This is a genomic window from Bradyrhizobium sp. UNPA324 (genome assembly GCF_006658635.1).
In the GTDB taxonomy this organism is placed as follows: Bacteria; Pseudomonadota; Alphaproteobacteria; order Rhizobiales; family Xanthobacteraceae; genus Bradyrhizobium; species Bradyrhizobium nanningense.
On sequence record NZ_LFJD01000004.1, the window covers coordinates 7,015,072 to 7,031,083 of the forward strand.

17 protein-coding genes and 1 tRNA gene are annotated in these 16,012 nt (G+C 61.5%); 9 read left to right on the forward strand and 9 right to left on the reverse strand.

The features are described from left to right. Positions 1 to 100: 100 nt before the first annotated feature. The gene (locus UNPA324_RS36030) at positions 101 to 586 is read right to left on the reverse strand and encodes a putative zinc-binding protein (protein WP_128920021.1); all 486 of its coding nucleotides are present in this window, start codon (positions 584 to 586) and stop codon (positions 101 to 103) included. 337 nt (positions 587 to 923) lie between these two features. On the opposite strand from UNPA324_RS36030, the gene cysK reads away from it, so the two are divergent. The 4 genes from cysK (at position 924) to UNPA324_RS33630 (ending at position 4,654) form a co-directional block, all read left to right on the forward strand. Further along, complete coding sequence (cysK, locus tag UNPA324_RS33615) at positions 924 to 1,901, forward strand: cysteine synthase A (protein ID WP_141938344.1); 978 nt, start codon at positions 924 to 926, stop codon at positions 1,899 to 1,901. Between the two features lie 162 nt (positions 1,902 to 2,063). Then, entirely contained in the window at positions 2,064 to 3,236 is a 1,173-nt protein-coding gene (gene metB / locus UNPA324_RS33620) for a cystathionine gamma-synthase (RefSeq protein WP_128920023.1), read from the forward strand. 267 nt (positions 3,237 to 3,503) lie between these two features. Beyond that, a complete protein-coding gene (ytfE, locus tag UNPA324_RS33625; RefSeq protein ID WP_141938348.1) occupies positions 3,504 to 4,178 on the forward strand; it encodes an iron-sulfur cluster repair protein YtfE in 675 nt (224 codons plus the stop codon). Positions 4,179 to 4,297: 119 nt separating this feature from the next. Further along, the gene (locus tag UNPA324_RS33630; protein WP_141938351.1) at positions 4,298 to 4,654 is read left to right on the forward strand and encodes a hypothetical protein; all 357 of its coding nucleotides are present in this window, start codon (positions 4,298 to 4,300) and stop codon (positions 4,652 to 4,654) included. Between the two features lie 328 nt (positions 4,655 to 4,982). Here the strand turns inward: UNPA324_RS33630 and UNPA324_RS33635 are convergent, their stop codons facing one another. The 4 genes from UNPA324_RS33635 to UNPA324_RS33650 all read right to left on the reverse strand — a co-directional run bounded on the left by UNPA324_RS33635 (position 4,983) and on the right by UNPA324_RS33650 (position 10,061). After that, positions 4,983 to 5,756: a hypothetical protein gene (locus tag UNPA324_RS33635; protein ID WP_141938355.1), complete on the reverse strand. Its 774-nt coding sequence runs from the start codon at positions 5,754 to 5,756 to the stop codon at positions 4,983 to 4,985. Between the two features lie 14 nt (positions 5,757 to 5,770). After that, positions 5,771 to 6,802, reverse strand: coding sequence for a YncE family protein (locus tag UNPA324_RS33640; RefSeq protein WP_246667275.1), 1,032 nt, complete (start codon positions 6,800 to 6,802; stop codon positions 5,771 to 5,773). Further along, positions 6,793 to 7,008, reverse strand: coding sequence for a hypothetical protein (locus UNPA324_RS35495; RefSeq protein WP_181769707.1), 216 nt, complete (start codon positions 7,006 to 7,008; stop codon positions 6,793 to 6,795). Before UNPA324_RS35495 ends, UNPA324_RS33640 begins: the two co-directional genes overlap by 10 nt. A gap of 269 nt (positions 7,009 to 7,277) precedes the next feature. Beyond that, on the reverse strand, positions 7,278 to 10,061 hold the full coding sequence (locus tag UNPA324_RS33650; RefSeq protein WP_141938357.1) for a UPF0182 family membrane protein: 2,784 nt from the start codon (positions 10,059 to 10,061) through the stop codon (positions 7,278 to 7,280). Between the two features lie 540 nt (positions 10,062 to 10,601). On the opposite strand from UNPA324_RS33650, the gene UNPA324_RS33655 reads away from it, so the two are divergent. Both UNPA324_RS33655 and UNPA324_RS33660 read left to right on the forward strand, forming a co-directional pair. Further along, positions 10,602 to 11,072, forward strand: coding sequence for an aminoacyl-tRNA deacylase (locus UNPA324_RS33655; RefSeq protein WP_128920028.1), 471 nt, complete (start codon positions 10,602 to 10,604; stop codon positions 11,070 to 11,072). A 179-nt stretch (positions 11,073 to 11,251) separates the two neighbouring features. Beyond that, positions 11,252 to 11,671: a CBS domain-containing protein gene (locus UNPA324_RS33660; RefSeq protein ID WP_164936338.1), complete on the forward strand. Its 420-nt coding sequence runs from the start codon at positions 11,252 to 11,254 to the stop codon at positions 11,669 to 11,671. 266 nt (positions 11,672 to 11,937) lie between these two features. Here the strand turns inward: UNPA324_RS33660 and UNPA324_RS33665 are convergent. After that, positions 11,938 to 12,012: transfer RNA gene (locus tag UNPA324_RS33665), tRNA-Glu, on the reverse strand. Positions 12,013 to 12,069: 57 nt separating this feature from the next. Then, on the reverse strand, positions 12,070 to 12,414 hold the full coding sequence (locus UNPA324_RS33670; protein WP_141938360.1) for a hypothetical protein: 345 nt from the start codon (positions 12,412 to 12,414) through the stop codon (positions 12,070 to 12,072). Here UNPA324_RS33670 and UNPA324_RS33675 point away from each other — a divergent pair. Both UNPA324_RS33675 and rpoH read left to right on the forward strand, forming a co-directional pair. Further along, positions 12,413 to 13,420 (forward strand): RluA family pseudouridine synthase, encoded by a 1,008-nt coding sequence (locus UNPA324_RS33675; RefSeq protein WP_141938364.1) that lies wholly within the window; start codon positions 12,413 to 12,415, stop codon positions 13,418 to 13,420. The genes UNPA324_RS33670 and UNPA324_RS33675 overlap by 2 nt on opposite strands. 217 nt (positions 13,421 to 13,637) lie before the next feature. After that, positions 13,638 to 14,537 carry an RNA polymerase sigma factor RpoH gene (rpoH, locus tag UNPA324_RS33680; RefSeq protein WP_018318222.1) on the forward strand — a complete coding sequence of 300 codons (900 nt, stop codon included), beginning with the start codon at positions 13,638 to 13,640 and terminating at the stop codon, positions 14,535 to 14,537. Positions 14,538 to 14,660: 123 nt separating this feature from the next. On the opposite strand, the gene UNPA324_RS33685 is transcribed toward rpoH, so the two are convergent. Beyond that, positions 14,661 to 14,945: a hypothetical protein gene (locus UNPA324_RS33685; protein ID WP_141938366.1), complete on the reverse strand. Its 285-nt coding sequence runs from the start codon at positions 14,943 to 14,945 to the stop codon at positions 14,661 to 14,663. On the opposite strand from UNPA324_RS33685, the gene UNPA324_RS33690 reads away from it, so the two are divergent. Next, a complete protein-coding gene (locus UNPA324_RS33690) occupies positions 14,935 to 15,276 on the forward strand; it encodes a hypothetical protein (protein ID WP_128920032.1) in 342 nt (113 codons plus the stop codon). The two genes, UNPA324_RS33685 and UNPA324_RS33690, sit on opposite strands and share 11 nt — an antisense overlap. Positions 15,277 to 15,360: 84 nt before the next feature. Here UNPA324_RS33690 and UNPA324_RS33695 read toward each other — a convergent pair whose 3' ends face one another. Beyond that, positions 15,361 to 15,987, reverse strand: a complete 627-nt coding sequence (locus UNPA324_RS33695) for a peptidoglycan recognition protein family protein (RefSeq protein ID WP_141938368.1) — start codon at positions 15,985 to 15,987, stop codon at positions 15,361 to 15,363. Positions 15,988 to 16,012: the final 25 nt, after the last annotated feature.

Sequence of the window (16,012 nt, forward strand, 5' to 3'; positions counted from 1 at the left end):
GAGGCAGGATACGAGGAGATCGCCAAATACGCGGGGGCTAGTCTAGTCGCACTGGTGGCTGGCGGAAGGCCGCCTTCGACTATTGCGGGTGCGCAGGCGATTATTTCGCCATGACGTGCCGAACGCCTTTCGATGTCGGGGGACCGTCACGGACTGGGATATCCTGTCCCGGGCCGCCCCTTTTCGCTGATGCTTCCGCATCTGAAAGCGAACTCGTCCCGATTGATCTCAGCTCGGCGACTGCCCTGTGATAGATCGCGCTCGCTTCGGCCTCATCAAATCCTGCGTGAAAGCGTTTTTTGATGCCGATGTCCGTCAGCACGAGATGGGCGGTCGGGCTCACCCCTTGCCGCTCAAGGCATTGCGCGGCGCAACGGAGAGAACAGCCGTCAAGCGCCAGAATCGGCCTGCCTGATTTTGCGATCCTTACGAGTGGGCCGACGTCGCCGCCAACACCGGCAATGCAGGACATCTCCGCCTCTTCCGCTCGGTCCAGACGTACCGCGACGTCATTTGCCATTTGGGCAACGCTCGAACAGCCTGAGCATGAATAAACAAGGGGCAGCTCAGCCTTACTCTTCATCATGATTTCTCCGCCAGACCACAAGCGAGCGCGCCAATGCTCTAGATGAAGTCAGGGCTTCAAATCGTTGTCTCAGCGCAAAGACATGAATCGCGATCGCGCAGGCTTTGATGCTCCGGCCGCTTCGTCATCGAATTCCATTCTAGCGAGAGCACCCGCTGCGGATGCAGAATTCTCCCGCAACGGCTTTCGACAGTGCCTCCATTCCAAGTGACCTCACTGGTTGTTCGAGAGCAATGAGCCTGATGCCGCGGTCATGTCACCGCTTCTCCATTCATGGGTAATTCCGCGCAAGGCCGCTGACGAGGACGGATCGGCGCCGTGAGACAAGGAGTGACATATGGCTGGATGGTTCGAGGATAACGCGCGGTCGATCGGCCGGACCCCGCTGGTTCGACTCAATCACGTCGTGGGCAACGCCAAGGCCACGGTCCTCGCCAAAATCGAGGGGCGCAACCCGGCCTATTCCGTGAAGTGCCGGATCGGTGCGGCGATGGTTCTGGATGCCGAAAGGCGTAACCTGCTCGGTCCCGGCAAAGAGCTGATCGAGCCGACCAGCGGCAACACCGGGATCGCGCTGGCCTTCGTTGCCGCGTCGCACGGAATTCCGCTGACATTGACCATGCCCGAGACCATGAGCATCGAACGTCGCAAATTGCTGAGGACCTTCGGTGCGAAACTCATACTCACCGACGGAGGGCGCGGCATGCCGGGCGCCATCGCTAGGGCCGAAGAGCTAGTGGCGTTGGATCCCGATCGCTATGTGCTGCTGCAGCAGTTCAATAATCCTGCCAATCCTTCAATCCACGAGGAGACGACGGGTCCTGAAATCTGGAACGACACCGAAGGATCGATCGACATTTTTGTTTCCGGTGTCGGGACCGGCGGCACCATCACCGGAGTGTCGCGCTACATCAAGCGCACCCGTGGCAAGAGCATCCTGTCGGTGGCCGTGGAGCCGTCCGGCAGCCCGGTGCTGAGCCAGACGCTGGCCAACCAGCCGCTCAAGCCTGGGCCTCACAAGATCCAAGGGCTCGGCGCCGGCTTCGTTCCCGACGTACTCGACCTGTCGCTCGTGGATGCGATCGAGCAGGTCTCGAACGAGGAGGCCATCGAGTTCGCACGGCGCCTGGCGCGTGAAGAGGGTCTTCTGTCGGGGATTTCCAGCGGCGCCGCAACCGCCGTCGCAGCGCGTCTGGCGCAGCGTGCGGAGAATGCCGGTAAGACCATCGTCGTGGTGCTGCCCGATTCCGGCGAACGCTATCTGTCGACGGTTCTATTCGAGGGAGTGTTCGACGCCCAGGGCCTGGCGGCCTGACGGATCCGCACAGACACGCATGGACGGCTCGAGCAAGGGGCGAACGCTTGTGAGCGATGCCTCGGCGAGAAGGTGACAGGCCGCGAGCGGCGCGGAACAAGTGATGGTGCCCTACCTTCGCGCGGCCAACTGCAGTAGTGATAGCCAACGAGGCTTCTGGAGATGTCGACGGTGGGAAAGACAAAGGATCCGCGCACCGTGGCGGCGGCGAACGGCGTCGCCGCAGATCGCGCGTTCAGGGCCGTCGCGCCCCCGCTCTATCTGACGAGCACCTTTGCGTTTGAGGGATTCGAGCGGAACCTTGGCTACGAGTACACGCGAACCGCCAATCCGACCCGCGATCTGTTGGCTGAAACGATTGCCAAGCTCGAGGGCGGCGCCGGCGCGGTCGTGACATCCTCCGGGATGGCAGCGGTCGATCTCGTGCTGTCGCTACTGCGGCCGGGTGATCTTGTGGTCGCGCCGCACGACTGCTACGGTGGAACCTATCGGCTGCTTTCCGCGCGGCGCGACCGCAAGCAGTTCGATCTCGCATTTGTCGACCAGGGTAACGAGCCGGCGCTTACAACCGCGCTCCGCCGGAAGCCGAAGCTCGTGCTGATCGAGACCCCGAGCAATCCGCTAATGCGGGTGGTCGATATTCGCGCGATCGCCGCACGCGCCAGGGAAACAGGCGCTAAGATCGCGGTCGACAACACATTCCTGTCTCCCGCCCTGCAGCAACCCATCGCGCTTGGTGCGGATTTCGTCATTCATTCGACGACAAAATATCTCAATGGACATTCCGACGTGGTCGGAGGCGCGGTCATTGCCGCTGCCTCGTCCGATGTGGAGGCGCTGTCCGCCTGGGCCAACATCGCTGGCACGACGGGATCGCCATTCGATGCGCACCTGACGCTACGCGGCCTGCGGACGCTCTTTCCACGGATCGAGCGCCAGCAAGCCAACGCCATGGCCGTGGCACAGTTCTTGGCCCGACATCCGCTTGTTGCAGCGGTCCACTATCCGGGCCTCGACTCCGATCCAGCGCACGCCATCGCGTCGGTCCAGCAAAGCGGTTTCGGCGCCATGTTGAGCTTTGAACTGGCGGGCGGCACGTACGCCGTGCGCCGCTTCGTCGAGGCAGTTGATGTCTTCACGCTGGCCGAGTCGCTCGGCGGCGTCGAGAGCCTGGTTGCGCACCCGGCAACGATGACGCATGCCGGTATGGGCCCGGAGGCGCGGCGGGCTGCCGGCATCAGCGACAGCCTGATCCGCCTCTCGGTCGGTCTTGAAGCGGAGGCCGATCTGATCGCCGATCTGGAGCGCGGCCTTGCCGCGGTCAGGTCCCCGTAGCCGAAAGTCTCGTGAAATGGCGTGCACAACTACTTGCGCCTCGCAAGTCTTTGCACGCCGACACAACTCATGACGTCCGGACCGAGGCATTATGTTTCTGTTGCCCTCGATTAACATCGATATAAAATACATCTTATCGGCGGACGTGACGGACGAGCTGTATGACGGATCTCGTCAATACAACCGCAGCAAGCGGGACTTCGCGTTCGGGAAGCGAGAACGCCTCCGTCCGGAAGCGCCGTATCGGGATCGGAAAGGACCTGAACAATGACGACTGAAGCCTCGCTTCGAAATCGTACCGTCGGAGAAATCGCCGCGACATTGCCCGGTGCGACCGCGGTGTTCCGGCGGTTCAAGCTCGACTTCTGTTGCGGCGGCGACGTGCTCTTGGCCGAAGCCGTCCGCAAGCGCGCTCTGGACATTGCAGCCGTAGAGGAGGCGCTCGACGCGCTCGATCCACGGAAATCCGGTTCGGCGCCCGAAGCAACCAGCGCGCTGATCGATCACATCCTGACCCGCTATCACGAGACGCATCGGCGCGAACTGCCGGAGCTTGCGCGCCTGGCCCGGAAAGTCGAGGCTGTCCACGCCGGTCATCCCGAGGTGCCGCAGGGACTTGCCGACACGCTGGAGGCCATCCAGGCCGAGCTGGAGGAGCACATGCAGAAGGAAGAGGCAGAACTCTTCCCGTTGATGCAGCAACAGGATGCTGCCGGCAATCAGCTCCCGATCTCGCAAATGCGGGATGATCACGATCGGCATGGCGAACTCCTGCGCCGCCTGGAGAGCCTTGCGAAGGGCTTCGCGCTGCCCAAGGGCGCATGTCGCTCGTGGACGGCGCTCTATGGCGGGACGGCCAAGTTGGTTGATGATGTCATGGAGCATATCCATCTTGAGAACAACGTGCTGTTCCCGAGGTTCGAGCGCCACGGAGCGGCCTGATCGAGTGCCGCCGTCTGGGTCACGCGGGACCACAAGCGCGCGTGACTCCCGATAGGGACGCCTTGGGGCTGCCCGGTTCGAGATGCGACGGCAGCTTGAAACCCAGAGTAGGGACAAGGATGAGCGCCTTCTCGAACGAGTATTATCTCGTCATCCAGACCATCCACCTTCTGAGTGCCGTGACCTTTGGCGGGGTCGTGATCTTCGAGGTGCTGATCCTCGAATCCCTGCACAAGCGCCTGTCAAGCAAGGTGATGATGGAAATTGAAGCCGGCATCATTGAGCGCGCCCGGACATTCATGCCGGTCGTGATCGTCTTGCTCTATGCGACTGGCGTCCTCATGTTGCGGGCCCATTTCCCGAACCTTTCGACGATGCCAAAGCAGCTTCGGGCGCCTGTTGCTGGTCAAGATTGTGCTCGCCGCCATTGTTCTCGTTTGCTTCATCACCGCGATGACGCTGCATTTTCTGAATAAGATGAAGCCGGCTATCTTCAAGGCTATTCACCTCATCGTCTTCGCATGCATCATTGGCATCGTTGTGCTGGCCAAGGCGATGTTTGCATAGCGGGGGCGTTTCATCGCCATTGCCCCGAACCGCGCCGAATGACGCGCCTCCGCTCATTTGTTGCATCGAGAGCCGCGGCAACTTCGACGGCCTGCAGTCTGGTTGCAATCGTCAGCCGCGGTGTAGCTCCTGCCTTCCGGCGCCGCACCGATCAGCACCAGCATGCACAAGGCATCACGTCGTCCTGAAGCAGGACGCCGTGGATTCGTAGCCACTCGAGTGCGTGGCCTCGATCGATCACCGGTTGTGGGCTCCTTCGAACCGAAGAGGAACAGCGAAGGTCAGCCCGGCACGAATTTCGTTGAGCGGATGAGCGTTGATGACTGCGTGGCGGTACGCCACATCGAAGGATAGCTTGTCGCTAACCTGCCAGATTAAGCCGACCAATCCCGAGACGGTCTCCTCCAAGCCGAACTCCTTCTCGTAAAAGACTTCTGCGACCGGTCGCACCTTCCATTTCGTCGGCCCTTCGATGATGGTCCCAACGAACACATCGGCGCGGTGCTCCCGCGTCAGCAAGGTTTCCACGTTGAAGTGAACCGTGCCCCAATCCCAGCGCTGCGAGACGATCCCCGCCCAACTCAGGCCAGCCCCGCTATTGCCCGTGCTGTCCGGCAGAAGCACGCCGAATTCCGTCGCCACGCTCGGCCCGGTCTTTTCCTGAAGGCTCCCGGGTATCACGACATGCTTGAGGAACGCGCCGGCATCGATGAGTTCGGTCGGACCGGACGGTGAGAGAGGCGTTTCACCTCGTCCTTCGAAGACCGCCTCCCATCCTTCGCTCAATCCGATGTTCAGGACGGTCCATGGCGCAATGAGCGTGTGCGTACCTTGCTCACGTTGAACGCCCGCTGGCTGCAATTCGACCTCAAGCTCGCCCGGTGCGGCGACAGCCGCATCGGTGCCGTCAAAAGGCCGATATGCGAGAGCTGGTCCAGAGTACACACTGCCGGCAAGAGCGATTAAGGATACCGCGACGTATCGCACCAACGCCGAATCTCCGGCAAGCATGGTCAGTGCCCTCCTCATGGCGACGGGCGAAAGACAAAGATTGCAGCTCCGCTATCCGCTTTGGCCGGAGCGGCCACCAGCAGACGATCAAGTTCAGGCACAAAAAGTGACGTTCTTGCACCAGCTGCGGTCGACATGCGATCAATTTGCCGATAGGTGTCGCCATCCACGGCGAGCACGTCGACAAAGCCATCACCGCAACTGATGTAGATCCGATTGCGCTTGGAATCGAGGAATAGATCATCAACGTCGCCGCAGGTGGACACTGTCCCGACAAGAGCTCCATCGTTCAAAGAGAACACTCCAAGCTCTGCAGGCCGCCGAAACGCAACAAGAAGATGCTGACGGGCTTCATCGAGCATCATTGCAAAATTGGCACTCCGTCCTTCGGTGGGCCAAGATGCGATCTTCTGACGCGAGATGCGGTCAATGACGTCGATGGTGCCAGCCCTGGGCACATTGACGAAGATTCGCGCGGCGTCCAGCTGGAAGCTCTCCGGATGAGCCTTCAATGGCACATCTGCGGTCCTGCTGCGCGTGGGAGCATCGATGACAGCCAGTGCCCCGTCGCCGTGGCCGACGAATACCTGCCCTGCCCTCGAGTCGATACGTATATTGTCTGCATCGCTGCCAAGCTCGATCTGTCCGACAGCTGAGAGATCACCATTGTTGAAGAACCTTACCGATCCGTCGCCCGCATTTGCAACGTAGAGCGTGTCAGTTGCCCTGTCGTAAGCGACGCCTTGGGGCTCCGGAAGTCCGCCGATGAGGCGATCCAGCCGTTTGGAGGCCAGATCAACCACGGCCAAGCTGTCGTTGCCGAGCGCTGCGATGAACAGGCGATGTCGGGCTAGATCGACTGCCATGTGATCGATCCGGCCGCGCACATCGCCAAGCGGGATCTTGTCTTCAAGCTGCAGCGGCGGGGCTTCGGCGCCTGAAGCGATCGACCCATTCGCGATGGCAATGCCGGCGAGTACCGCTGACAAAATGGCTGGTAACGTTCGGCACATGGCCATTCCTGCCCTTACCGCGATCAGGTCCACGACTGCGCCGGACCAACGCGCCTCACCACCGGTGCCACTCGATGCGCGACCGCCAGTGCGCCAAGCTCATCCGTCTCCATGGCAATTTTTTGAGCAAGCATGACGTCGCCTGGGACGAGATAACCCTCAAAGACGCCGTCGCCGGCGAGGTCAACGTGAAGAGGTGGAACGGCCTGCCTCGGAAACAATGGCACGAGTTCTGTCATATGACCCTCGCGAATTGATGCCGTCGAGGTTGATGACCGCGTCATCCGCATTCACGGCTCAAAAACGGCGCTTGAGCAAGCCGTTATCGCCAGCTGTCAGCCGGAAAAGAGGGTTCGTGGTTTTGTACGCAAATGGCGCACCACTCAGAATAGAACTGCGAACTCTTATGTTGTTGAAGTCGCGATCTGATTTTGAGCGGAGCTCACGCGCCGTGCCGCGTACGCAATTTCCGGGTTGGAGACCGGGCTAAACTCAAGCCGTTGAGGCCCTAGCGGTCGACGGAGTGTCGGTTCATTTCCTCCAGGAGCTCGCGCATTGCGTCGAACTGCGTGCCAAAGCCTTTCCAGTCGCCGGACCTCAATCGTTCAACGGCCTGATTATAGCGGTCGAGCGTCTCCCGGGCCTGACTTGCCGACGGGCGAGTGACAGGCATTTCCTCCTTCGGGCTCGAGACCGGCCCCACCGCGCTAGGCTCGATGAAGAGTGCCGACAAGGCCTCGCCGAGCGTCTCCTTCATCACCACATGTTCACCGTAGGCTGCGATAACACGTTTCAGCTCCGGCAGGTGCCCTTGCTCCGCTCGCAGATAGAGCGGCGTTACATAAAGGATCGAGTTCTCGATCGGGATCACAAGCAAGTTCGCACCGCGTATCACCCGCGAACCCATCTGGTTCCACAGCGTGATTTGTTGGGATATCTCGGTGCTCTGATTGATCCGCGCTTCGATCTGGAACGGTCCATAGACGAGCTTCTCCTTGGGAAACTCGTAGACGATCAGCTTGCCATAGTCGGGCGCGTCGCAACGCGCGGCGAGCCACGCGATCATATTGTCGCGGCGGCTAGGCACCATGGGAAGCATGAGGAAGAACTCGGCCTGCGGCTCGCCGGGCAGCCGCATGATGATGTAATATGGGGCCATCGTCGCAACGCCGCCGCCGCCCGGCTGGCGCGGGAACTGCCAGAGATCTTCCCGGTTATAGAAAACGTCGGCCGCCTCCATGTGATAGCTCTGATAGAGCTGCGCCTGAATCAGGAACAGGTCCTCCGGATAGCGAATGTGCCTCCGCAGATCCGTCGGCATGGCCGAGAATGGCTTTAACAAATTCGGAAAGATACGCCGGTAGGTCGCGGCAACCGGATCGCCAGTGTCCATCAGATAGAAGTCGACGGTCCCGTTATAGGCATCGATGATGACCTTCACTGAATTGCGAATGTAGTTGATATCTTGGGCTTGCGCCGGCTGCGCGGAGGGGAAGTAGGAACTCACCGTGTAGGCGTCCTGCATCCAGAACATCCGCCCATTGCTGATGACCAGATAAGGATCGTGATCGAGCCTCAGGAACGGAGCGATCGTTCGTACCCTTTCCTGGATATTGCGGCGGATCATGATCCGGCTGTCGGTGGTGATGTAGCTTGAGAGCAGCAGGTTAGGATCGTTGAAGTAGTAAGCAAATAGGCCTCTCCACACCATCGCTCCTATCGGAACGCCACCGGTACCCTCATAAGCCGCGTAGGAATTGTCTTTCCCCTTCGGATAATCGAACTCAGGTGCGCTCCCCTTGACGATGACGTAGCTGTCGGGCTCCTCGCCGTAGTAGATGCGCGGTTCATTGATCTGGGGGCCTCCGTCCGCCACAGGAGGTATGTCGCGCAAATAGAAGAAGGGCAGCCCTTCGGAGTTCTTGCGCGTGACCGGACTCATCACCGCGCCGGTGCCGTGCGTAAACAGCACGTGTCGATTGACCCACGTCTGGGCATTCGGCGGCAGCAAGGAGGGCCGCAGTTCGCGAGCCGAGAGCATTACGCTTTGGTAGGAGCCATCGAGCCAGTAGCGATCGACGTCAAGATCGTGGAATTTGTAGTAAGTGCGGATCTCCTGCAACTGCGCGTAGGTGTCCGACAAGGGCAGCCAGTCCCACAACCTGATATTGTCGATCGTCGCCTTGTTGGCGTCGAGCGTCTTGAAGCTAAGCTTCTGTTCGGCGGCAAACGGCTTGGCTGCGATCTGATCGAGATTGTATGCCTGCCGGGTAAGCGCGATGTTGCGTTGGATATAGGGCCTTTCCAGCTCCAATTCGCTTGGCTTGACGAAGAACTGCTCGAACAGCAAGGGGATTACACCTGACAGCGCGAAAGACCCGATCACGACAAGCAGGAACGCAACGGCAGGAAGCCGGTAGGTGCGCACCCGCAGGTTTGCCCCCGCGGCGAACGCCGCGATGACCGAAAGTCCGATCATCAACCACAAGGCCGGCAGCCCCACGTGGACATCGGTGTAGCTTGCGCCGACGACCACGCCGTTATCGCCGTAGAGCAGTAGATAGCGATCAAGACCGTAGGACCAGGCCTTTACCGCAAAGAGAAGACCGAGCAGCGCCGAGCCGTGGGCAATCACCGTCGAAGACATTGATCGGCGATGACTGCCGTATTCGATATCGCCGTGCACCCAGTAGATCGCCGCGGCGAAAAGCGCGCTTAGAACGAGCGCGAGCATCATCCAGTTCTTGATGAGGATGTAGGCGGGCAGCGAGAAGAGATAGAAGCCGATGTCCTTGTTGTAGAGCGGATCGTCTGCGCCATAGGGCACCTGATAGACAAACCGCAAGAAGACGCCCCAATTGCCGACTTTTGCGGCGGCGACAAGCAGAGCGAGCAAAGCTGCCCCGCCTGCGATCGACCGGGGCCACGGCAGTCGATCGCGTACAAGCGCACGCAGATCTGGCGGCGCGCTGCCCGCGAAGTCCCACACCGACGCGGCGACAAGCTGTGTCGACTGCCGTCGGGCAAAGCGCAGGGCAAACCATCCGTTCAACCAAAGTACGACGGTGGTTCCGGTCCAGACCGCAAGAAAGACGACAGCTTTGGCGCCGATCGTCGTCCAAAAAACCTGCAGATAACCGATCGAGGAAAACCACAGCCAGTCGACCAGGAAGTCGCTCGCGAGCCCGAGCAGGAACAGGCAAATCCCGATGAGGACGGCCGCAACAATGAGCCCGACCACGGCACTTTGCCTTGGTACCTTCCGTTCGGGTCCGGTAATCCCGATCGTCATGGCTTGATTATAGTGGAAATGAGGGACGCCCGCCGCTTGATTCGCGGTCGCGACTCCGCCTCAAAGTGGGGGACGCGGACGCTCGAAACTCGGTCAAAAAGATCGCAGGACGGCGCAAAGGGGCAATTCGAAACAGCTCAAGGCGGCAAGCTCGGCTGATGCAGCCGGCGCTAAATCAGCGATCGAACGACATCGTCAGACTTGGCGGGCCACTCAGAATAGATTGAGAGCTTTTATGTAATTGAAATCGCTATATAACTTCAACGGCACCTCTCCACCTCATGTGATCTCGCATATGCTCGGACGAAGAGCAGCCAGAACCCATTCGGAAGAAGAAGCGCATTGCGGCGCTCGCGTACTCTCTACCACCGACAGCACGCGCATACCGACTATCTCGCCATGGAGTTGGTCAACGACGACGAATTGCAGCTTGCTGATGGAAGACTTATGTTGGGCCTACAATCAGGCAGCCGCCCATCGTATGGCGAGAGTGGTCGACCTCACGGTGGATGGTTCGCATTCCGCATCGGAGGTGATGCCATGGCCATTGCTCCCACGCTCCAGAAATACTTCGCCGCTGAGAACATCCAGTACGAGGTGATCCCGCACGAACTCAGCATGACATCCGCTCGAACGGCCGAGGCCTGCCATATCTCGGGCGACCGCCTCGCCAAGGGCATCGTGTTGCGGCGCGACGGCGGATATATGCTGGCCATCTTGCCCGCATCGCATCACCTCCGCCTGTCGGACCTGAGGACGAGCCTCGGCGACAATGTCCACATGGCCAATGAGACCGAGGTCAATCGGCTGTTCAGCGACTGTGCACACGGTGCGGTTCCCGCCGTCGGCAAATGCTACGGATTGGAAATGATCGTCGACGACAGCATCGAGGCACAGCCAGACATCTATATGGAAGCCGGCGATCATGAAACGCTGCTCCATATGGGTCACGCGCAGTTTGCGCGCCTGACGGCCAACGCACCGCACGGACGCTTCAGCGCGCATGACTGAGGATCTGTAGGCCGCCCATTGCCGTTGCGACCTTGGGCGGGAACTCTGACCGCGAGGTCTCCGTCATACTTGTTCCACAGGGTGGCGGCGAGAGTGTTTGCGCTTGTCTAGTCGGAGTTCGATTGGGGGTGCAGCTGCATTGCATCAACGCACTTGAAACCCAAGAACGGAGGCTCGCCATGAAAGTCAAAGACGTGATGCACAAGGGTGTCGACTGGGTCAGCCCCAACACCCCAATCACCGAGCTTGCCAAACTGATGCGGGCGCATGACATCGGCTGCATTCCGATCGGCGAGGATGACAAGCTGGTCGGAATGGTGACCGACCGCGATATCGTCTGCAAAGGGCTCGCGAGCCACAGCTTCGATGCCGGCCGCACGACGGCGCGCGACGTGATGACCGAGGGCATCCATTGCTGCCGCGAGGACGATGACCTCGCCAAGGCGATGCATCACATGGAGAAGCTGCAGGTCCGCAGGCTGCCGGTAATCAACAAGAGCAAGCGGATGGTCGGCATCATCAGCCTGGGTGACGTCAGCCGTTCCGCGTCCGGTGATATGCTCACCGAGACGGTCAGGAGCGTTTCGGCGCATCACTGAACTTGCGGCCAGGACTCCTCTCGGGATCGCCGCTCAAACAGGCGTGGGGGAGCCCGAGCCACGCGCTTGTCATGCAACCATCGCGCGGCGGCGACGGCGCGATGTGGCTTACTTTGCGCCGGAGTGAACGATAGGGTGGGTTCACTCGATCGCAGCATCGGCGTCGACGCTGCGGCGGCGCAACCTATGACCGAGCGAGATCGCGCGGCCCGACGGGGAGGCCGTCGGATGGGGTCGCAGAAAAAAGTCGTGGAATATCGCGGATCTGGCGCTCCCTAGGGGAATCGAACCCCTGTTTCAGCCTTGAGAGGGCCGCGTCCTAACCGCTAGACGAAGGGAGCGTGAGGGCTAGCCAATAGCCTCGAAATTTGTCCGCCGCAAGGACCCCGACGGGCCTTTTACGGCTCATTGGCGAATTTCAGCCGTCCGGCCGGCTTCAGGGTATGGGCGTCGAAGGTCCGGATCTCGATGACCCCGCCGAGATCCAGCGTGACCACGAGGCGGTCGCCGGCGACCCCGGTCGAGACGATCCTGGCGCCCTTGGGCAAGATGGCGGTGACGTCGCCGCCGGGTTCAGCCGCCCTTCCCTCCGACTTGAAAAGGCGGTAGCCCACCGCGATCAAAACGGCGCAGATCGCCAGCGCCGTGGTCAACCCCGCGATCAGCATCATCCGCCGCACCCGCGCGAACAGCGCGGCCTGCTCGGGGGTCGGTTCGGGAACAGCGGTATCAGACGTCGTCATGGAAAGTCTTGGCTCTGCGCAAAGGTTGGAGGTTGTCGTCGCCGGTGACGAGGGCTCGGCCCGGCTCGACCGCGTGCTGGCGGCGCGCCTCACCGACCTGTCGCGATCGAGGCTGAAAGCCCTGATCCTGGCGGGCGCAGTACACCTGAAGGCCTCCGCGGTCCGCGATCCCGCTTATCATGTAAGTCCCGGCGATACGATCATAATCGACGTGCCGGAGGCGGCTGCGCCGGAGCCGAAGGGGGAGGAGATCGCCCTCGACATCGTGTTCGAGGACGACGACATCGTCGTTCTCAACAAGCCGAAGGGGCTGGTGGTGCATCCTGCCGCCGGCCACGAGACCGGCACGCTGGTGAATGCGTTGATCGCCCATTGCGGTTCTTCGCTGTCGGGCATCGGCGGGGTACGCCGGCCCGGCATCGTGCACCGGCTCGACAAGGACACGACAGGGCTGATGGTGGTCGCCAAGAACGACATGGCCCACGCCTCGCTATCCGCGCAATTCGCCGATCATGGCCGCACCGGCGAGATGCGGCGCGGCTACATGGCCTTTGCCTGGGGTGTGCCGGGCCGGCATCGCGGCACCGTCGATGCGCCGATCGACCGCCATCCGTATGCGCGCGAGAAGATGGCGGTACGTCAGGGCGGCCGCGAGGCCGTGACGCATTGGGAGATTCTGGAAAGTTTTAACGGCCGCGACGGCAAGCCGATCGCGACGCTGCTCGCCTGCGAGCTCGAGACCGGGCGCACCCACCAGATCCGGGTCCACCTCGCCCATATCGGCCATCCCCTGATGGGCGATGCCGTCTATGGCCCGCATTTCAAGACCAAGGCCAACCAGCTCGGCCCCAAGTCGCAAGCCGCCCTCGCCGCACTTGGACGGCAGGCCTTACATGCTTACCTGCTGGTATTGCAGCACCCGCGGACAGGAGAATTACTGCACTTGGAGGCGCCTCTGCCGGAGGATTTGCTTCTCCTTCAAAGCGCCCTGAAGGCGGCGCTATGACGCAGGCCCTTTAAGAAAAGCGTTACATTACAAAAGATTATAGCTGCCACACGGGGACGTGACGTCAGCAATCCTTCCCTTTTTGCCCCCCGATAGGGTATATTGCGCCTGCGTTGGAAATGACCAACGCGGAACATCGCAGCCCGACCGGCTTTGACACAGCGGTCGTCTGCCTGGCCCGCCGCTATCGGGGGCCTGAACCTTTGGAGGGCGCACTATGGCCCGTACCGCTGCTTTGCCGGTCCTCAATGGAGAATCCGGCCTATCTCGCTACCTCGCCGAGATCCGCAAGTTCCCGATGCTGGAACCCCAGCAGGAATACATGCTCGCCAAGCGTTGGCGCGAGCATGACGATCGCGACGCGGCGCACCAACTCGTCACCAGCCATCTCCGCCTCGTGGCCAAGATCGCCATGGGCTATCGCGGCTACGGCCTGCCGATCTCCGAGGTCGTCTCGGAAGGCAATGTCGGCCTGATGCAGGCGGTGAAGCGTTTCGAACCCGAGAAGGGCTTTCGTCTCGCCACCTACGCCATGTGGTGGATCAAGGCGTCGATTCAAGAGTACATCCTGCGTTCCTGGTCGCTCGTGAAGATGGGCACCACCGCGAACCAGAAGAAGCTGTTCTTCAACCTGCGCAAGGCGAAGAGCAAGATCAACGCGCTGGACGAAGGCGATCTGCGCCCCGACCAGGTCAAGATCATTGCCAAACGCCTCGGCGTCACCGATCAGGACGTGATCGACATGAACCGCCGCCTCGGTGGCGACGCGTCGCTCAACGCACCGATCCGCGACGACGGCGAAGCCGGCGAATGGCAGGACTGGCTGGTCGACAACACGCCGAACCAGGAAGCCATGCTGGCAGAGCACGAGGAATATGACGAACGCCGTGACGCGCTGAATGGCGCGATGGGCGTGCTCAACCCGCGCGAACGCCGCATCTTCGAGGCCCGCCGCCTCGCCGATGAGCCGATGACGCTGGAAGACCTCGCCGCCGAGTTCGGCGTGTCGCGCGAGCGCGTCCGCCAGATCGAGGTCCGCGCCTTCGAGAAGGTGCAGTCCGCGGTCAAGGGCACGATCGCAAGGGCCGAACAGGCCGCGCTAGAAGCCGCGCACTAAGCGGGCTTCGCCGCGAAGAGAGATTGGCGGATCGAAAGACAGAAAGCCGGCGGCAACGCCGGCTTTTTTGTTGGCTAGGCGATGTTCAGTTCGAATAAGGCACGGCGCGGCCCCCTCTCGGTGTCATGCCCCGCCTGGTGCGCATTGCGCACGGGGGCGGGGCATCCAGTACGCCGCGGCGCTCATGGCAAGAGCGAGATCTTCAACGCCCGCCTGCCCGCCTCTGGAATACTGGATCGCCCGGTTGAACCGGGCGATGACAGCTTTGGTCGTGGCTGTCATGCGCGACATCACAATCCCCGTCCCTCGTCCGACGTAGGACCAGCCCACCATGAACCCACGCTGCCGGTCGACCGACGTAAATGATGGGACCGACAGCATCGATAGGACGGACACCGTGTCGATCATCCTGCAATCCACCGTCGGCGGCTTCTCAGCCCAGTTCATGCGCAAGCTGCCGCTGGTCGAGCAAGCGATGCGCGAGCACGGACTCGAGCCGTCGGAGTTCGTGATCTCCAAGGACTATGCAGGTACAGCGACGATCCCGCTGATGGGGCCGTTCTTCTATAGCTACAGCGTGTTCTTCGGCGAGGAGTCCTTCACCGTCACCGAGCCGAACGACATGGTGTTCCTGGACTACTTCTTCAAACGCGTGCTGGCCGCGGACGAGCCGCCGGAATTGCCGGGGCGGCCGGGCCTGATGCGGCGACTGTTCGGCTGGATGTCGCAGCCGGTGTGAACTTACGATCCTGAACGGAGGGTGTCTCGTTCACGTCGGTCATTCGGCGCCGGCGGCTTCGGCCACCGGTTGCCCGAATGCCGTCTACTCCCCCCACATCCGCGCCAGGGTCGCGAGCCAGCAGCCTTCGCAATAGCGCGCGTCCTTGTAATCGATCCAGTTGTGGGCGTAGACGCGGTCGAGGGGGATGTCGTAGCGCGTGCGCAGCACCTTCACGAGGATCTTCCAGGCTGCGACCTGCGCCTCGGTTGGACCTGCGGCGACGTCGGGATAATTGCCGGCGAACTCGACGCCGATCGAATTGTCGCGCACCACCTGCCGATAGGTCGCGCCGTTGTCGATGTACTTGTTGTCGTTGCGGTTGGCGCCGTCGCCATGGGTCGGCACCAGGTTTTCCGCGACCGCCCAATAGACCGTGCCATCGGTCTCGACCCACACCGTGACGCCGCGGCGGGCCGGGTTCTTAGCCTGCTCCGCCGCGCCGCCGCGCGCCGAGCCCGCCGGTCCTTCGGTCTGGTGCACGATGATGTTGCGCCAGGGTCTTGCATTGCGGACGTCACCCCATGGCGCCAGCCAGACCATCTTCAGGCCGGCTATCTCGGGCGAGCCGGAGGCACGCGCCAGCTTTGCGAGCTCGGCGTCCTCGGCAGTGGCAGGGGCGATCAAAAGGAGGGCGGCCAGGGCGACCGCGGGCAGGCGAGCAATCATCATGCGATATCCCATCACCGCCGCTGAT

What these genes read in the sequence shown, in the direction of transcription:
- UNPA324_RS36030 (WP_128920021.1), bottom strand. Translation starts at nt 586, where the DNA reads ATGATGAAGAGTAAGGCTGAGCTGCCCCTTGTTTATTCATGCTCAGGC.
- cysK (WP_141938344.1), top strand. Translation starts at nt 924, where the DNA reads ATGGCTGGATGGTTCGAGGATAACGCGCGGTCGATCGGCCGGACCCCG.
- metB (WP_128920023.1), top strand. Translation starts at nt 2,064, where the DNA reads ATGTCGACGGTGGGAAAGACAAAGGATCCGCGCACCGTGGCGGCGGCG.
- ytfE (WP_141938348.1), top strand. Translation starts at nt 3,504, where the DNA reads ATGACGACTGAAGCCTCGCTTCGAAATCGTACCGTCGGAGAAATCGCC.
- UNPA324_RS33630 (WP_141938351.1), top strand. Translation starts at nt 4,298, where the DNA reads ATGAGCGCCTTCTCGAACGAGTATTATCTCGTCATCCAGACCATCCAC.
- UNPA324_RS33635 (WP_141938355.1), bottom strand. Translation starts at nt 5,756, where the DNA reads ATGCTTGCCGGAGATTCGGCGTTGGTGCGATACGTCGCGGTATCCTTA.
- UNPA324_RS35495 (WP_181769707.1), bottom strand. Translation starts at nt 7,008, where the DNA reads ATGACAGAACTCGTGCCATTGTTTCCGAGGCAGGCCGTTCCACCTCTT.
- UNPA324_RS33650 (WP_141938357.1), bottom strand. Translation starts at nt 10,061, where the DNA reads ATGACGATCGGGATTACCGGACCCGAACGGAAGGTACCAAGGCAAAGT.
- UNPA324_RS33655 (WP_128920028.1), top strand. Translation starts at nt 10,602, where the DNA reads ATGGCCATTGCTCCCACGCTCCAGAAATACTTCGCCGCTGAGAACATC.
- UNPA324_RS33660 (WP_164936338.1), top strand. Translation starts at nt 11,252, where the DNA reads ATGAAAGTCAAAGACGTGATGCACAAGGGTGTCGACTGGGTCAGCCCC.
- UNPA324_RS33675 (WP_141938364.1), top strand. Translation starts at nt 12,413, where the DNA reads ATGGAAAGTCTTGGCTCTGCGCAAAGGTTGGAGGTTGTCGTCGCCGGT.
- UNPA324_RS33670 (WP_141938360.1), bottom strand. Translation starts at nt 12,414, where the DNA reads ATGACGACGTCTGATACCGCTGTTCCCGAACCGACCCCCGAGCAGGCC.
- rpoH (WP_018318222.1), top strand. Translation starts at nt 13,638, where the DNA reads ATGGCCCGTACCGCTGCTTTGCCGGTCCTCAATGGAGAATCCGGCCTA.
- UNPA324_RS33685 (WP_141938366.1), bottom strand. Translation starts at nt 14,945, where the DNA reads ATGATCGACACGGTGTCCGTCCTATCGATGCTGTCGGTCCCATCATTT.
- UNPA324_RS33695 (WP_141938368.1), bottom strand. Translation starts at nt 15,987, where the DNA reads ATGATGATTGCTCGCCTGCCCGCGGTCGCCCTGGCCGCCCTCCTTTTG.